Genomic DNA, 15,429 nt, shown 5'->3' with positions numbered 1-15,429 from the left:
CCGGGTCCGGCCCGGCCGACGCCGGCCGGGTGCCGCTGCGGGTGGTGTCGTACAACATCCACAGCCAGCGCGACGACACGGCGGCGCTGGCCAGCGTGGTCCGCGAGGCCGCCCCCGACGTGGTGATCGTGCAGGAGGCGCCGCGCCGGTTCCGGTGGCGGCAGAAGTGCGCCACGCTGGCCGACTCGTTCGGCCTGGTGGTGGCCGCCGGTGGGCTGCCCTCGCTGGGCAACCTGCTGCTGACCAGCCTGCGGGTCCGGGTGACCGGGACGCACTGCCAGCGGTTCCCGCTGACCCCGGGCCGGCACCTGCGCGGCGCGGCGTACGCCCGCTGCCAGGTCGGCGGGGCCCGGTTCCTGCTGGCCGGCTCGCACCTGTCCACCGACCCGGCCGAGCGGCCCGGCCAGGCGGCGCTGCTGCGGCGGGAGCTGTCCGCAAGCGACCTGCCGGTGGTCTTCGGGGCCGACCTCAACGAGGGGCCTGACGGCCCGGCCTGGGGCACCGTGGCGGCCGGCCTGACCGACGCCGCGATCGCCGCCGACGCGGCCGACCGGCACACCTACTCGTGCACCAACCCGCGCCGCCGCATCGACGCCCTCTTCGTCGACCCCCGGGTCGAGGTGGTCGGCTACGACGTGGTGGACACCCCGACCACCCGCCGGGCCAGCGACCACTTCCCGGTCCTGGTCGACCTGCTGCTGCCGGTCACCGACTGACCGGCAGCAGCGTCCCCGGGCCGGCCGCCACGGCCGGCCGGGGGTCGCTCCGCGACGCGCCGCGACACCTCCGCGAGCCGGGCTGGACAACGGGTCGGGGGCCCGGAAGGATGCCGGTCGAACCGGCGTACCTGGCCGCACATAAGGAGATTCCCGGTGTCCCCCTCCACCGAGCACGGCCGGCCCGAACCGGAGCCTACGACGCTCCCCGCGAACCGGGACGGCCGCCCGGTCTCCGACCGGGGCGACACGGTCTGCGTGATCGGGGCCGGGGCCAGCGGCCTGACCGCCGTCAAGAACCTCACCGAACACGGCTTCGGCGTCGACTGCTACGAACGCGAGACCGGCGTCGGTGGCGCCTGGAACTGGCGGCACGACCGCAGCCCGGTGTACGCCAGCACCCACCTGATCTCGTCGCGGCCGTTCACCCAGTTCCCCGACTTCCCGATGCCGGACTCCTGGCCGGACTACCCGCACCACAGTCAGCTGCTGTCCTACTTCGAGCGGTACGCCGACCACTTCGACCTGCGCCGGCACATCTGGTTCGGCACCGAGGTGGTGCGGGTGGTGCCGGTCGACGGTGACCGGTGGGACGTCACCACCCGCAGCACCGGCGGGTACGGCCCGGAACGCACCTCCCGGTACGCCGCCGTGCTGGTCGCCAACGGGCACAACTGGTCGCCGAAGCTGCCCCGCTACGAGGGGCTGGAGGAGTTCCGGGGCGAGGTCATGCACGCCTCGTCCTACAAGGACCCCGCCCAGCTGCGCGGCAAGCGGGTGCTGGTGGTCGGGGCCGGCAACACCGGCTGCGACCTGGCGGTCGAGGCGGCCCAGCAGGCGTCGCGTTGCTGGCACTCCACCCGGCGCGGCTACTGGTACGCCCCGAAGTACGTCCTCGGCCGCCCCGCCGACCAGGTCAACGACGCACTGCTGGCGCTGCGGGTGCCGCTGCGGCTGCGGCAGTGGCTCTACCACTGGACGCTGCGGCTGACCGTCGGCGACCTGACCCGGTTCGGGCTGCCGAAGCCCGACCACCGGGTCTACGAGACGCACCCGATCGCCAACAGCCAACTCGTCTACTACGTCGGCCACGGCGAGATCACCCCCGTGCCGGAGCCGGCCCGGTTCCACTCCGGCGGGGTGACCCTCACCGACGGCCGGGAGATCGACCCGGAGCTGGTCGTCTTCGCCACCGGCTATCTGCCCCGCTTCGAGTTCCTCGACCCGGGTGTCCTCGGCGACGCCGACGGCTCGGGCCGTCCCCGGCTGTGGCTGCACGCGTTCCCGCCGGGCCACCCGACGCTGGCGGTGGCCGGGCTGTTGCAGCCCGACTCGGGGCTGTTCACCCTGGCGCACTGGCAGACCGTGCTGTTCGCCAGGTCGCTGCGGCTGCGCCGCGAGCAGCCGCAGCGGGCCGCCGCGTTCGCCTCCCGGGCGGCGGCCGGCGCGGGCGAGCGGTACGCGGGGAAGGTCAAGGACAGCAGCCGGCACTGGTTCGAGGTGGGCCACGTCGACTACCTGCGCGCGGTGCAGCGCGCCCTCGACGAGCTGGAGGGCAAGTGACCGGCACGACCGATCAGCGGGTCCGGATCATGCGGGGCCGGGAGTGGGCACGCCCGGTCCGTCCGGCCCGCCGCGAGGTGCTCGGCGTCGACCCGGAGCTGGAGGAGGGGCGACCGCCGCTGCTGTTCGTCCCCGGGTTCGGGCACGGGGCATGGGCGTTCGCCGAACACTGGCTGGAGCACGCCGCGTCGCGCGGTTTCCCCGCGTACGCGATGAGTCTGCGCGGGCACGGCGGCAGCGAACCGGCGTCGGGGGCGACGCTGCGGGCGTACACCCATGACGTGGTCCAGGTGGCGGCGGGGCTGCCCCGGCAGGCGGTGCTGGTGGGGCACGGCGCGGGCGCCCTGGTGGTGTCGCACGCGTTGGCGCGGTACCCGGCCCGGGCGGCGGTGCTGGTCGCGCCGGTGCTCGGCGGTGCGGCCACGGCCGTCGCGGCGTTGCGGGCCAACCCGCTGGGCACCCTGCCCGCCCTGTTCGGTGGCGCGCTGCGGCTGCACCGCCGGCAACTGTTCAGCCGGGAACTGCCCGAGGCGGACGCCCGCCGGCACCTGGCCCGGCTGGGCCGGGCCGGCCGGCGGGCGCAGTGGCAGCTACTCGCCGGCCGGGCGGCGGAGCCGGCGGTCGGTCGCCCGCCGGTGCTGGTGCTGGGCAGCCCGGACGACCGGGTCGTCCCGCCGGCCGTGCTGACCCGGGCGGCCCGCCGGTACGGTGCGGCCCCGCTGCTCTTCCCCGGCATGGGACACGACCTGATGCTCGACACCCGCTGGCGGGAGCCGCTGGACGCGCTCCTGGACTGGCTGGTCAAGGACCCGGCCCGGAGCTGACCGCCGGGACCGCACCGGGCGGCGGCCCGCCGCCCGGGGTAGGTCCCGGCGGTCGGTGCGGTCAGCCGCTGCTGCTGAGCCGGGTGAGCAGCGAGCCGGTGTCGTCCAGGGCGCTGAGGTACGAGCGGGCCCAGGCCCGGATGTCGTGCCGGTGCAGGTGGTCGCGCATCGCCCGCATTCGGTCACCGGCGTCGGCGGGCCCGGCCCGCAGCGCCGACAGCAGCCCCTGCTTGAGCCCGTCCAGGTCGTGCGGGTTCACCAGGTATGCCCGGTCCAGCTCGGCCGCCGCACCGGCGAACTCGCTGAGCAGCAGCGCGCCGGTGTCGTCGACCCGGGCGGCCACGTACTCCTTGGCGACCAGGTTCATCCCGTCGCGCAGCGGGGTCACCGCCATGACGTCGGCGACCCGGTAGAGCGCCGCCAGTTCGGCCCGGTCGAAGGGCTGGCTGAGGTAGTGGATGGCCGGTTCGCCGACCCGGCCGAACTCGCCGTTGATCCGGCCGACCTCGCGTTCGATCCGGTCCCGCAGGATCTGGTACTGGCCGACCCGCTCCCGGCTCGGCATGGCGACCTGCACCAGCACCGTGTCCCGGACCTTGACGTCACCGCTGGCGAGCAGCTCGCTGTAGGCCTTCAGCCGCTGCTCGATGCCCTTGGTGTAGTCCATCCGGTCGAGGCTGAGGATGACCCGCTCGGGATCGCCCAGGTCGTGCCGGAGCCGGCGGGCCCGTGCGGTGACGTCCGGCCGGGCGGCCAGCGCCGCCATCTCGGCGGTGTCGATCGAGACGGGGTACGCCCCGATCCGCACCACCCGGTCCTGCACGCCGATCCGCCTGTCGGTGGCCGGCAGGCCGAGGACCTTGGTGGCGAGCTGGGCGAAGTTGTGCGCCGCCTGGGCCCGCTGGAATCCGATCAGGTCGGCGCCGAGCATCCCGCGCAGCAGTTCCGCCCGGCGGGGGAGCTGCATGAACAGCTCCGGCGGCGGGAACGGCACGTGCAGGAAGAAGCCGATCCGCAGGTCGGGCCGCAGCTCGCGGAGCAGGCCGGGGACCAGTTGCAGGTGGTAGTCCTGCACCCAGACCACCGCGCCCGGGTCGGCCACCTCGGCGGTCGCCTCGGCGAACCGCTGGTTGACCCGCTGGTACGCCTCCCACCAGCGGCGGTGGTACTCGGGCTGCTCCACCGCGTCGTGGTAGAGCGGCCAGAGCGTCGCGTTGGCGAAGCCCTCGTAGTGGTCACGCAGGTCGTCGGCGCTGAGCGGGACGGTCCGCATGTGCACACCGTCCACGTCGGGCAGCACGGGAGCGGGCCCGGTGCCGCCGGCCCAGCCGACCCAGGTGGCCGGGGTCTGCCGGAGCAGGGGATGTAGCGCGCTGACCAGCCCGCCGGGGCTGCGCCGCCACTCACAGGCGCCGTCGGGCGCCACGCTGTCGTCGATGGGGAGCCGGTTGGCCACCACCACCAGTGAACTCTGTCGCATCTCGGGCATTCCGATCGGCAGGGGACCGACCACGCGAGCAAGGAACAACCGGGCAGTCGGTGGGTGAAGTGACCTACAACGGTATTCCTACTGACCGTAAGTTACACCACTGTTACGCCAGGCGTCAGGGCTGCGGTGTCCCGGGATGCGGGCGGGTGGCGGGACGCCCCCGACGGGGTGCCGCAGGGGTCAGACGACCGCGCCGTCGTCGGGGTCGTGATCGTCGTCGTCGCCGGGGCGCAGCCGCCAGATCAACGTGACGAACCCGGCGAGGATGCCGGTGAAACCGAGCAGGGTGACCACCGAGGCGTCCACCGGCAGCAGCGACGGGTTGAGGAAGAGCACGAAACCGAGCACGATCCCCAGCACCCCGACCACCGCGTACTTCGAGATCCGGGGCAGCGGCGGAGGCGGCGGCGGGGTGTAGCCCTCCTCCGGGTCGTCCGGCAGGTCGGCCCCGAACGTGTCCAGGCCGTCCAGCAGCGACGGCTCGTCCTGCTGCCGGCCCCGGGGGGTCACCGAGATGCCGGAGATGTCGGCCGCGTACGGCAACCGGCGTACGTCGGTGGCGGTCGGACCCGTTGGCTCGTCCGCCCTGGTCGTCGGCCCGCCCGCGCGGGCGGCCGGACCGTCGTCGTCGATGTCCTCGGACGCCGGCCAGGGATGGCTGCCGGCGGCCGGCGCGGTGTGGAAGGCGGCGACGAGCCGCTCCCACTCGGCGTCGACGTCCGGCTCGGCGCGGGCCGGCTCCGGCGTCGCCTCGTCGGCGAGCTGGGTCAGGTAGTCGCGGGCGGTGGTCAGGTGCGAGCGGTCGACGTAGAGCCGGTCCACCGGCCGGGACGGCACGGTGGTGGTCCGGGTGATCGGGTTCAGGTCGGCGGAGGGCTGGAGGTAGGCGGCGATCCCGCCCGCGGCGAGCACGTCGAGCAGGTGCTCACCGACCCGCGGGTCGACGTCGCCCGCGACGGCGTACTCGCTCGCGTCGAGCCCGTTGTCCCGCCGTCCCCGGCGGGCGCCACCCGCTGACACCGGACATCCTCCTCCGCGCACCTGCCGGTGCGGTCGTGTCGGCGCCCCGTACGCCGTGCTCTGAATCGTGACACGTCGGCACCCGGTTCCGGGAGTGCGTTGTGGCGCGCCGCTCGTGGTTCGTCGGCCGCGCCGTCGGCGGGCGGGCCCGGCGACGGCCCTCCGGGCGGGCCACCCACCACCCCCGCGACCTGCCCGGACGGCCCCCGACCCGGGGCCTTCGGCGGCGGGCGGGGCGGGAATCCGGTGCCGTACCGGCTGGTAGTGCCGTTGACCGGCGGTCCGCCGCACCCGACGGGCGTGCCGGCTCCGGCGCGCGGCGTGCCGGAGCTGCCCGCCGACGGGCCGGTGCCCCCGGCCGGCGGCCGGCCCGGTCGCCGCCGCCCGCCGCGTGGCCGCCCCCCACCCGCAAGAAGTCACATTCGACGCGAAAGTGGAATACCTCTCCCGGGCCCCGCCCGGCGGGCTCGCTGCCCCCCGGCGGGCGACCCGTCGCGGCCGTGACCGCCCCGGGGCCGTCGCTCACGGGTGATCGACTCCTGTGGGCCCGAACAGCGCCATCAGGTCTTCCGGACACCGCGTTGTCGGCCCAGGCGGGTCGATCACCGACCCCGGTCAGCTCCGGTCGGGCGTCGCCCGGGTGGCCAGCCGGAGCAGACCGGGCATGGCGTTGCGGTCGGCGAAGTCGCGTACCCGGTCGAGGGTGGCCGTGGCCTGGGCGGGCTCGGCCACGGTCAGCGCCGGCACCGACAGCGCGGTGGTCAGCACGTGGTCGGTGGTGTCGGGCATCCCGGCGTAGCGCTGCGCCGCCGCCGCGAACAACCGGGCGGCCCGCCGGGCGTCCCCGTCGCCGAGGGCCAGAGTGGCGTCGGCGGCCTGCCCGGCCGCCTCCACCCAGGGGGTCACCCGGGGCGACCGGGCGAGCATGTCGTGCACCAGCCGGGCGGCGTCCGGGCCGAGCACCGCGGCGACGTGACCCACCGCCGGCACCCACTCGGCGAACGGGATCATCCGGGTCCGGCTCCAGTCCTCGTCCAGTTCCACCAGCAGTCGCATCGCCTCGTCCCGGCGACCCCGGACCGCCCGGCAGAGCGCCGCGTGCGCCAGCGTCGACTGCAACACCCGGTGGAAACCACTGCGCCGCGCGGCGACCAGCGCCTGGACCACCAGATCGTGATCCCCGCCCGCTTCCCCCGCGCCCGGTGCGGGGTCGGCCCGCAGCGCCCGCATCCAGCCGGAGACCGCCACGATGTGCAGGTCCCACTCGGCGGTCGGCAGCCGGGTCGACTCGGTGCCCAGCTCCAGCGCCGCCACCCAGTCACCGGCGTAGTACGCCCGCGCCCACTTGTCGGCGAAGCTGGTCGCCAGGCTGTGCCCGCCCCCCGGGTCGAGCGAACGCCCCTCGTCGACCAGCCGGGCCGAGCGGGCCAGGTCACCCTCCTCCTGCGCCGCCCAGGCGAGGTTGTGCACCGCCCGGCGTCGGCTGACCAGCCGGTCCACCCGGCACTGCTCGGCCACCTCGGCCAGTTCCGCGTACGCCTGCTCCTCGCCGGCCATGTAGCGGGCCACCGCCAGGGTGATCCGGGCGTTGGCCCGTACCTCGGGCAGCCGCAGCCGCTCGGCCAGCTCGGCCGCCGCGGAGGCCGCCACGCAGGCCGGATCGGTCTCGGCGTTGAGCATCCGGACCCGGGCCAGTTCCAGCAGCGCCTCGGCCTTCTCCTCGGACTCCGGCAACTCGGCGTAGATCGCGTTGGCCCGGTCCAGGCAGCGCAGCGTCTCGGACCGGTCGGCCCGGCTCCAGGCGGCGGTGGCGAGCAGGGTCCAGGCGCGGGCCGCGCCGGACCGGTCCCCGACGGCGGCCAACCGTTCGGTGAGCCCGGTCAACGCCTCGGTCCCCCCGTCGACCAGGAACGCGTCGCCGTCCCGGAAAAGGGCCAACTGGGCGGCGAACAGCTCCAGCCCCGGGTCGGGCGCCCCACCGACCTGCAACGCCCGGCCGACGAGCGTGGCCGCGTTCTCCAGCGCGTGCAACTCGTACGCCCGGCGGGCCGCCCGGTGCAGCGCGGTGCGGGCCGCCACCGCGTACGGCATGGGGTCGAGCCCGACCGTCCGGGCGATCTCGTGGGCGGTCCAGCGGTGGTTGGCCAGCACCTCGGCCAGGTCCTGCTGGCCGGCCTGGGTGAGCTGGGCCAGCCAGTCGGCGGTGCGCTGGTGGCGCAGCACCCGTTCGGCCCGGGGCAGCCGCTGGTAGCACACGTCACGGACCAGGATGTGCCGGAAGCGGTACTCCGGCTGACCGGCCATGGTGGAGGTGGGCAGCTCGAAGACCATGTCCCGGCGCTGCAACCGGTCCAGCGCCCGCTCCACCCACTCGACGGTCCGGCCGAGGGCGGCGGCCACGGGCGCCGGCCAGAACTGGACCCCGACCACGGCGGCGGCCTGGAGCACCGCCCGGTCCGCCGGGTCGAGCAGGTCGAGCCGGTTGGCGATGACCGCCTGCACGGTACGCGGCATGTCGGTGGTGCCGGCCGGATCGAAGGCGGCGCTCGGCTCCAGCAGCCCGCCGTCCATCAGCATCCGGGCGTACTCCTGGGCGTAGAGCGGGTTGCCGTCGGCGAACTCGATCAGCGGTGCCCGCGACGCGGCCGGCAGGGTGGCCTGGCCGAGCAGCAGGGAATAGAGGGTGTCGATGTCCGTGTCGTGCATCGGCGGCACCGAGATGGACATCGCGCCGCTGATCGTGCCGGTCCAGGCCGGTTGCCGCTCCCGTAGCTCGGGCCGCGCGGTCGCCACCACCAGCAGCGGTACGCCCCGGGCCGCCGCGCCGAGCTGCTCGACGAAGGTGAGCATCGCCTGGTCGGCCCAGTGCATGTCCTCGAAGACCAGCACCGTCGGCCCGCGCCCGGCGAGGGTCAGCAGGAACCGTCGCCAGGCCGCCTCGGTCTCACCCGGGGTGAGCCGTTCCCCGGTCATCCCGAGCAGCGGCCCGAGCGCGCCGGCCAACCGCATGGCGTGCGGGTCGTCGAGCTGCCGCAGCCGGTCGCGGAGCCGGTCGCGCAGCGGTTCCGGGTCGTCGGTGTCCGGCGCGCCCAGCCAACCCTTGACGATGTCCGCCAGCGCGGCGTAGGTGACGTTCTCGCCGAACGGCGGGCACTGCCCCACCAGCCAGGTGACCCGCTGGCCGGGCAGGTTGGCGGCGTGCCGGGACAGCTCCCGCAGCAGCCGGCTCTTGCCCACCCCGGCCGGCCCGAAGACGGTCACCAACTGTGAGGTGCGTTCGGTGACCGTCCGGTGCAGGGCGCTGACCAGCAGGCCGCGTTCGTGTTCCCGGTCGACCATCGGGGTCAGCTCGGCGGCCTGCGGGTCGGTCCGGGGCCGGGCCCGTACGGCGAGCCAGATCCGGCTCACCGTGGACCGTCCCCGCAGGGTGACCGGCGGCCGGTCGACGTACTCCAGTTCGTGCCGGGTGGCCGACCAGGTGCTCTCGTCGACGACCACCCCGCCGGTGGGGGCCAGTGCCTGCAACCGGGAGGCGGTGTTCACCACGTCGCCGGTGACGAACGCCTGGCCGCCGTCGCGGGTCGCGGAGAGGTCGACGAGCGCCTCACCGGTGGCCACGCCGACCCGGAAACCCAGCGGCGGGTGCGGGCCGGCGGCCTGCCGGGCCAGGTTCCGTTGCAGCTCCAACCCGGCCCGTACGCAGCGCAGCGCGTCGTTGTCGGTGGCGACCGGGGCGCCGAACAGCGCCATCACCGCGTCGCCGATGTACTTCTCCACCACCCCGCCGTACTGGTGGACCAGCCTGCGGACGGTGGCGAAGTACGCCTGCTGGAGGCTGCGCGCCTGCTCCGGGTCGGCCCGTTCGGCGTACGTGGTGAAGTCGACGATGTCGATGAACAGCACGCTGACCTGGCGGCGGTCCTCCTGCACGGTGACCGCGTGATCGCGCAGCGGCTGCCCGCAACTGGTGCAGAAGTTGGCCTCGGGACTGTTGCCGTGCCCGCAGGAGGCACAGTTGAGCGTCAGCGCCTGTCCGCAGCCGCCGCAGAAGCGGTCGTCCGGTCCCGCCGCCCGTGAGCAGTGTCCACACTTGAGGTCGATGACGAACTCCGTACGTGAGGAGATCCCATTATCCCGCCGCGGAGGGCCAGTCGGGTACCCGACGTGCGGGCGGACCCTGCGGCTGGTCGGCCGCCACTAGTGTTCCTCACGAGGAAAACTCACTGTCAGGAGAGTGCCGTGCAGGTGCGATTGTCCGCCTACTGGACCGATCCGGACGGCACCGTCCGGTCCCCCGGGGAGACGGTCGACGTCGACGCGGTCACTCTCGCCAGAATGGAGGAGCACGGCATGGTGGAGAACCCCGACAGCAAGACGACTTCGGACACGACCACGACCACGACGTCGAAGCCACAGAAGATCGGGCCCGGGCCGGGTACACCGCCGGACCAGATCGGACCGGGGCCGGGCGCCCCGCCGGCCGACGACAGCGGCAAGTGAACGACCGGCGCGGCCGGCGGACCTCGGTCCGCCGGCCGCGCCGCTGTGGCGTTCCCGGTCACCCCCGGGGCGTCACCGCCCGGGGAAACCCCTGCTCAGCGGTCGCTCATGCCGGCGCGTCGGCGCAGCGCCGCCACGTCGGTGACCACGATCCGACGACCTTCGGTACGCAGCCAGCCACGGCTGGCGAAGGAACCGATCGCCTGGTTGACGCTCTGCCGGGAACCGCCTGCCATCTCGGCCAGCTGGCTCTGGTTGAGCTCGATGGTGATCATCGGGGCCTGGCTCTCACCGGCCAGCCGGACCAGCGTCTTGGCCACCCGACCGGGCAGGTCGAGGAAGACGTGGTCGGCGTTCTGCTCGGTGAGCCGCCGGATCAGGGCACCCAGCGAGCGCATCACCGCATCCAGGATGCGCGGGTTGGAGTGCACCAGCTCCATGAAGGCCGGGCGGGACAGGGCGAGCGCCGCGCAGTCCTCGATCGCCTCGGCCGACGCGGAACGGGTGGAGGCGTCCAGCAGGGACACCTCGCCCAACACGTCGGGTGGTCGGATGACCGACAGCACCGCGCGTTCCCCGGTCGGCGCGGTGCGGAACACCGCCACCGCCCCCCGGCGGAGCACGATCAGCGACTCGCCGGGATCGTTCTCGACGAAAAGCAACTGACCTTTGCGATAGGTGCGCGGCACGGCCGCGGCGATCACCCGCTGGCGCACCTCCGGCTCCAGCCCGGCGAACATCTCCACCCCCGTGAGGGCGTCACCCGGCTCCGGCAGGCGCATTTCCACGGCCCCACCCCTCCCCGGTCACGGACCACAATTTTCGCTCACCGGGTGAACCCTGACGGCCCCGCAAGAGGTGAACTGACACCGCTTCGGCGTCCGGTAGCGGTACACATCAGATCATGACGGCCCAGTCGCTTGCTGTACACCCCTGTAAACCTTTCCGTGACCCTGCGCCAGCTGCGGCGGACCGCCGGACCGGGGGCCGGCGGGGTTCCGGGCGGGTGGGCGACGCCGCCGGTGCCCGCCCCGCCCGCCGACGGTCACCGGCGGTGGGCGAGGATGGACGGCGATGGTCTACCGCTACTTCTACGACTGCGAATTCATCGAGGACGGCCGGCTGGTCGACCTGGTGTCGATCGGTGTCGTCGACGAGTACGGCCGCGAGTTCTACGCGGTCTCCACCGAGTTCGACGACTCCCGCGCCGTGCCCTGGGTCCGCCGTAACGTGCTGGACAAGCTCCCCTCGCCGGCCGACCGGGCCTGGCGTTCCCGGGCGCGTATCCGCGACGACCTGCACGAGTTCCTGCTGGAGCCGATCCGGGACCGGCCGGGCGAGCAACTGGAGCTGTGGGCCTGGTACGCCGCGTACGACCACGTGGTGCTGGCGCAGCTCTGGGGGGCGATGCCGGCGCTGCCCCGGGAGATCCCCCGGTTCACCAAGGAGTTGCGGCAGCTCTGGGACGACCTCGGCCGGCCACGGCTGCCCGAGGCGGCGGCCGAGCGGCACGACGCGCTGGTCGACGCCCGGCACAACCTGGCCCGCTGGCGGGCGATGACGGCCCGCCCGGGGTGACCCCGGTCTCGGTGGCCCGGCGCCGGTGTTTCCGGCCTCGGTGGCCCGGTGCCGGGGGCCGGCCGTCGGTGATGACAGCCGGTGACGATCGGCAGGTTTGACAGGTCCCGTCGGGGGCACCGGATTCGGGCGAGCCGATCCGAGGGAGTGCGCCATGGCCGACGACGCGACCACCATCACCGACGCCCGGCGGCGGGTGACCGAGTTGATCCGGGACGCCCGGATCTGCATGTTGACCACCATCGGGGTGGACGGCCGGATGCTCAGCCGGCCGATGGGCCTCCAGGCGGCCGAGTTCGACGGGGACCTGTGGTTCTTCGCCTACGCCGACTCGGCCAAGATGCGCCAGGTCCGGGTCAACCCGGAGGTCAACGTCGCCTTCTCCGACCAGCGTCACCACGCCTGGGTGTCGATCTCCGGCACCGCCCAGGAGGCCTACGACCGGGCGCGGGCCGAGCAGCTGTGGAACCCGGTGCTGAAGGCGTGGTTCCCGGACGGGTTGGACACCCCCGGGCTGACCCTGCTCAAGGTGCACGCCAGCTCGGCCGAGTACTGGGACTCCCCGGGTGGCACGGTGGTCAACCTGCTCGGTTTCGCCAAGGCGGCGGTGACCGGGACGCCGCCGAAGCTGGGGGAGAACCACGAGGTCAGCTACTGACCGGTAGTCGCCCGGGTGGGCGGGACCGGCCGGGGCGCGGTGTCGGCGTACACCCGAGCCGACTACAGTGCGCACTGACGGCCCGCCCCGGGCCGGCAACGACGCCGATGGTCTGAGCGGACACATATCCTGGGGCTTATCCGGGCTTCACCTGACGTTCCAGGAGGATGAGCAGATCATGCGTATCGGCGTGCTCACCGGCGGCGGCGACTGCCCAGGTCTCAACGCGGTCATTCGGGCGGTGGTCCGTAAGGGCGTCGCTACTTACGGTCACGAGTTCGTGGGTTTCCGGGACGGCTGGAAGGGTCCGCTGGAGGGCCTGTCCAAGCCGCTCGGCATTCCCGAGGTGCGGGGCATCCTCCCGCGCGGCGGCACCATCCTCGGTTCGTCCCGCACCAACCCGTTCAAGATCGAGAACGGCGTGGAGCGGATCAAGGAGAACCTCGCCGCGCAGGGCGTGGACGCGCTGGTCGCGATCGGCGGCGAGGACACCCTGGGCGTCGCCACCAAGCTGCACGAGCTGGGCGTCAACGTGGTCGGCGTGCCGAAGACGATCGACAACGACCTGGGTGCCACCGACTACACGTTCGGCTTCGACACCGCCGTCAACATCGCCATGGAGGCGATCGACCGGCTGCACACCACCGCGGAGAGCCACCACCGCACCCTCGTCGTCGAGGTGATGGGCCGGCACGCCGGCTGGATCGCCCTGCACGCCGGCCTCGCCGGCGGCGCCAACGTGATCCTGCTGCCCGAGCGCAAGTTCGACGTCGACCAGGTCGCCGGCTACGTCGAGAAGCGCTTCCAGCACCAGTACGCCCCGATCGTCGTGGTCGCCGAGGGTGCCCAGCCGCTGGACGGCCAGATGGTCCTGCACAACCAGGAGCTGGACGCCTTCGGGCACGTCCGGCTCGGCGGCATCGGCCAGTGGCTGGCCGAGCAGCTGGAGGCAAAGACCGGCAAGGAGGCCCGCACCGTCGTGCTCGGGCACATCCAGCGCGGTGGCACCCCGACCGCGTTCGACCGGGTGCTCGCCACCCGGCTCGGCCTGCAGGCCATCGACGCCGCCCACGAGGGCGACTGGGGCAAGATGGTCGCGATGCAGAGCACGGACATCGTCCGGGTGCCGCTGGCCGAGGCCACCCGCGAGCTGAAGACCGTCCCGATCGAGCGTTACGACGAGGCCGAGGTCTTCTTCGGCAGCTGACCGCAGCCCACCCCCTTCCCCTCCGCTACGCCGGAGGGGAAGGGGCACGGGACCGGACGAGCGGGACGGAAGGGTGACATGGGGGCGGCGAGACACACCGTCGCGGTGATCGGGGCGGGAAAGATCGGCGAGCTGATGCTCTCCGGGCTGTTGCGGTCCGGCTGGCCGGCACAGCGACTGCTGGCGACCGCCCGCCGACCCGTCCGGGCCGAGGAACTGGCCACCCGGTACGGCGTACGGGTGGTCGACAACCTGACCGCCGTCGAGGAGGCGGCGGTGCTGGCGATCGCGGTGAAACCCCAGGATGCGGGCGTCCTGCTGGACGAGATCGGCCCCAAGGTGCCGGCCGACAAGCTGGTCGTCTCGCTCTGCGCCGGGCTGCCCACCAGCTTCTTCAGCCGTCGGCTGCCCGAGGGCACCCCCGTGGTGCGGGTGATGACCAACACCCCGGCCCTGGTCGACCAGGCGATGAGCGCCATCTCGGCCGGCGCGCACGCCACCGGCGAACACCTGGCCCTGGCCGAGGAGATGTTCGCCCCGCTCGGGGCGACCCTGCGGGTGCCCGAGTCGCAGCAGGACGCGGTCACCGCGCTCTCCGGCTCCGGCCCGGCCTACTTCTACCTGCTGGTCGAGGCCATGATCGACGCCGGCATCCTGCTCGGCCTGCCCCGGCAGGTGGCGCACGAGTTGATCGTGCAGACCGCGATCGGCTCGGCCGTGATGCTGCGCGACTCCGGCGAACACCCGGTCAAGCTCCGCGAGGCCGTCACCTCCCCGGCCGGCACCACCATCTCCGCCGTCCGCGAGCTGGAGAAGCACGGGGTACGCGCGGCGCTGCTGGCGGCGCTGGAGGCGGCCCGCGACCGCGCCCGCGAACTCGCCGCCCAGGCCGACTGACCCGGCAGGGATGTCCGACGCGGGGGTCGACGGCATTCCGGATCTCGGCCCGCCACCCGAACGCGTCGTCGTCGACGTGGCGCAGGTGCGCCGCCTCGTCGCCACCCAGTTCCCACACTGGGCCGACCTGCCGGTCGAGCCGGTCGCCAACGGCGGCTGGGACAACTGGACCTTCCACCTCGGCTCCACCATGTCGGTACGCCTGCCGAGCGCAGCCGAGTACGCCGAGGCGGTCGACAAGGAACACCGGTGGCTTCCCCTGCTCGCCCGCCACCTCCCGGTGCCCGTCCCCATCCCGCTGGCGAAGGGTGGGCCCGGCGAGGGCTACCCGTACGCGTGGTCGGTCTACCGGTGGCTCGACGGAGAAACCGCGCGGTTCGAGCGGATCGCCGACCCGGTGCGGTTCGCGCTCGACCTGGCCGGGTTCGTCGCGGCACTGCACGAGATCGACACCACTGGTGGCCCCCGACCCGGTCGACACAACTGGTACCGGGGTGGCCCACTGCACACCTACCACCGGCAGGCCCGCCGAGGAATCAGGGCTCTCGACGGCCGTCTCGACGCCGTCCGGGCCGACGAGATCTGGGAATGCGCCCTGGACGCGCGCTGGGACGGTACCGAGCGCTGGTTCCACGGTGATCTGGCGCAGGGGAACCTCCTGCTCGACGGGGGACACCTCGCCGGGGTCATCGACTTCGGCACCTGCGGCGTCGGTGATCCCTCCTGCGACCTGGCTGTCGCCTGGACGCTGCTGACCGCCGACGGTCGGCGGGTGTTCCGGGAGCGGCTGTCGGTCGACGACGCGACCTGGGCGCGCGGACGTGGCTGGGCGCTCTGGAAGACGCTTGTCACCTACGCCAACGCGCCGGACGGCAGCGATGCCGCGGTGAACTCACGGAGGATCCTCGGCGAGATCCTCGGCGAGTAGACCGACGGCGAACAGTCGGCGGGGTCCACGCCGCGTGGGCGAGGACGCG

Annotated in this window: 13 protein-coding genes; 9 read left to right on the top strand and 4 right to left on the bottom strand. The window is 73.6% G+C overall.

From position 1 onward, the window contains the following. The first annotated feature begins 29 nt into the window (after positions 1 to 29). The 3 genes from JQN84_RS16935 to JQN84_RS16925 all read left to right on the top strand — a co-directional run bounded on the left by JQN84_RS16935 (position 30) and on the right by JQN84_RS16925 (position 3,103). Entirely contained in the window at positions 30 to 716 is a 687-nt protein-coding gene (locus JQN84_RS16935) for an endonuclease/exonuclease/phosphatase family protein (RefSeq protein WP_204959641.1), read from the top strand. 156 nt (positions 717 to 872) lie between these two features. Further along, entirely contained in the window at positions 873 to 2,279 is a 1,407-nt protein-coding gene (locus tag JQN84_RS16930; protein WP_204959323.1) for a flavin-containing monooxygenase, read from the top strand. Between the two features lie 29 nt (positions 2,280 to 2,308). Further along, positions 2,309 to 3,103 (top strand): alpha/beta hydrolase, encoded by a 795-nt coding sequence (locus JQN84_RS16925; RefSeq protein ID WP_204959640.1) that lies wholly within the window; start codon positions 2,309 to 2,311, stop codon positions 3,101 to 3,103. 61 nt (positions 3,104 to 3,164) lie between these two features. Here the strand turns inward: JQN84_RS16925 and JQN84_RS16920 are convergent, their stop codons facing one another. The 3 genes from JQN84_RS16920 to JQN84_RS16910 all read right to left on the bottom strand — a co-directional run bounded on the left by JQN84_RS16920 (position 3,165) and on the right by JQN84_RS16910 (position 9,737). Further along, positions 3,165 to 4,583 carry an alpha,alpha-trehalose-phosphate synthase (UDP-forming) gene (locus JQN84_RS16920; protein WP_204959322.1) on the bottom strand — a complete coding sequence of 473 codons (1,419 nt, stop codon included), beginning with the start codon at positions 4,581 to 4,583 and terminating at the stop codon, positions 3,165 to 3,167. A 189-nt stretch (positions 4,584 to 4,772) separates the two neighbouring features. Beyond that, positions 4,773 to 5,612 carry a DUF308 domain-containing protein gene (locus JQN84_RS16915; protein ID WP_204959321.1) on the bottom strand — a complete coding sequence of 280 codons (840 nt, stop codon included), beginning with the start codon at positions 5,610 to 5,612 and terminating at the stop codon, positions 4,773 to 4,775. A 615-nt stretch (positions 5,613 to 6,227) separates the two neighbouring features. Further along, positions 6,228 to 9,737, bottom strand: a complete 3,510-nt coding sequence (locus JQN84_RS16910; RefSeq protein WP_372445997.1) for an AAA family ATPase — start codon at positions 9,735 to 9,737, stop codon at positions 6,228 to 6,230. Positions 9,738 to 9,851: 114 nt separating this feature from the next. Here JQN84_RS16910 and JQN84_RS16905 point away from each other — a divergent pair, with 114 nt between their 5' ends. Next, complete coding sequence (locus tag JQN84_RS16905; protein WP_204959320.1) at positions 9,852 to 10,112, top strand: hypothetical protein; 261 nt, start codon at positions 9,852 to 9,854, stop codon at positions 10,110 to 10,112. A gap of 95 nt (positions 10,113 to 10,207) precedes the next feature. Here JQN84_RS16905 and JQN84_RS16900 read toward each other — a convergent pair whose 3' ends face one another. After that, positions 10,208 to 10,900 (bottom strand): Crp/Fnr family transcriptional regulator, encoded by a 693-nt coding sequence (locus JQN84_RS16900; protein ID WP_204959319.1) that lies wholly within the window; start codon positions 10,898 to 10,900, stop codon positions 10,208 to 10,210. Between the two features lie 286 nt (positions 10,901 to 11,186). On the opposite strand from JQN84_RS16900, the gene JQN84_RS16895 reads away from it, so the two are divergent. The 5 genes from JQN84_RS16895 to JQN84_RS16875 all read left to right on the top strand — a co-directional run bounded on the left by JQN84_RS16895 (position 11,187) and on the right by JQN84_RS16875 (position 15,380). Next, a complete protein-coding gene (locus JQN84_RS16895) occupies positions 11,187 to 11,690 on the top strand; it encodes a polyadenylate-specific 3'-exoribonuclease AS (protein ID WP_204959318.1) in 504 nt (167 codons plus the stop codon). A 154-nt stretch (positions 11,691 to 11,844) separates the two neighbouring features. Further along, positions 11,845 to 12,348, top strand: coding sequence for a pyridoxamine 5'-phosphate oxidase family protein (locus tag JQN84_RS16890; RefSeq protein ID WP_145921026.1), 504 nt, complete (start codon positions 11,845 to 11,847; stop codon positions 12,346 to 12,348). 178 nt (positions 12,349 to 12,526) lie between these two features. After that, entirely contained in the window at positions 12,527 to 13,555 is a 1,029-nt protein-coding gene (locus JQN84_RS16885; RefSeq protein ID WP_067313555.1) for a 6-phosphofructokinase, read from the top strand. A 78-nt stretch (positions 13,556 to 13,633) separates the two neighbouring features. Continuing rightward, complete coding sequence (proC, locus tag JQN84_RS16880) at positions 13,634 to 14,452, top strand: pyrroline-5-carboxylate reductase (protein WP_204959317.1); 819 nt, start codon at positions 13,634 to 13,636, stop codon at positions 14,450 to 14,452. 10 nt (positions 14,453 to 14,462) lie between these two features. Continuing rightward, positions 14,463 to 15,380, top strand: coding sequence for an aminoglycoside phosphotransferase family protein (locus tag JQN84_RS16875; RefSeq protein WP_204959316.1), 918 nt, complete (start codon positions 14,463 to 14,465; stop codon positions 15,378 to 15,380). Positions 15,381 to 15,429 lie beyond the last annotated feature (49 nt).

This window comes from Micromonospora humidisoli, assembly GCF_016900955.1.
GTDB lineage: Bacteria > Actinomycetota > Actinomycetes > Mycobacteriales > Micromonosporaceae > Micromonospora > Micromonospora wenchangensis.
The sequence above is the reverse complement of the archived record's forward strand: the minus strand, read 5'-3'. Positions and strand labels throughout refer to the sequence as shown.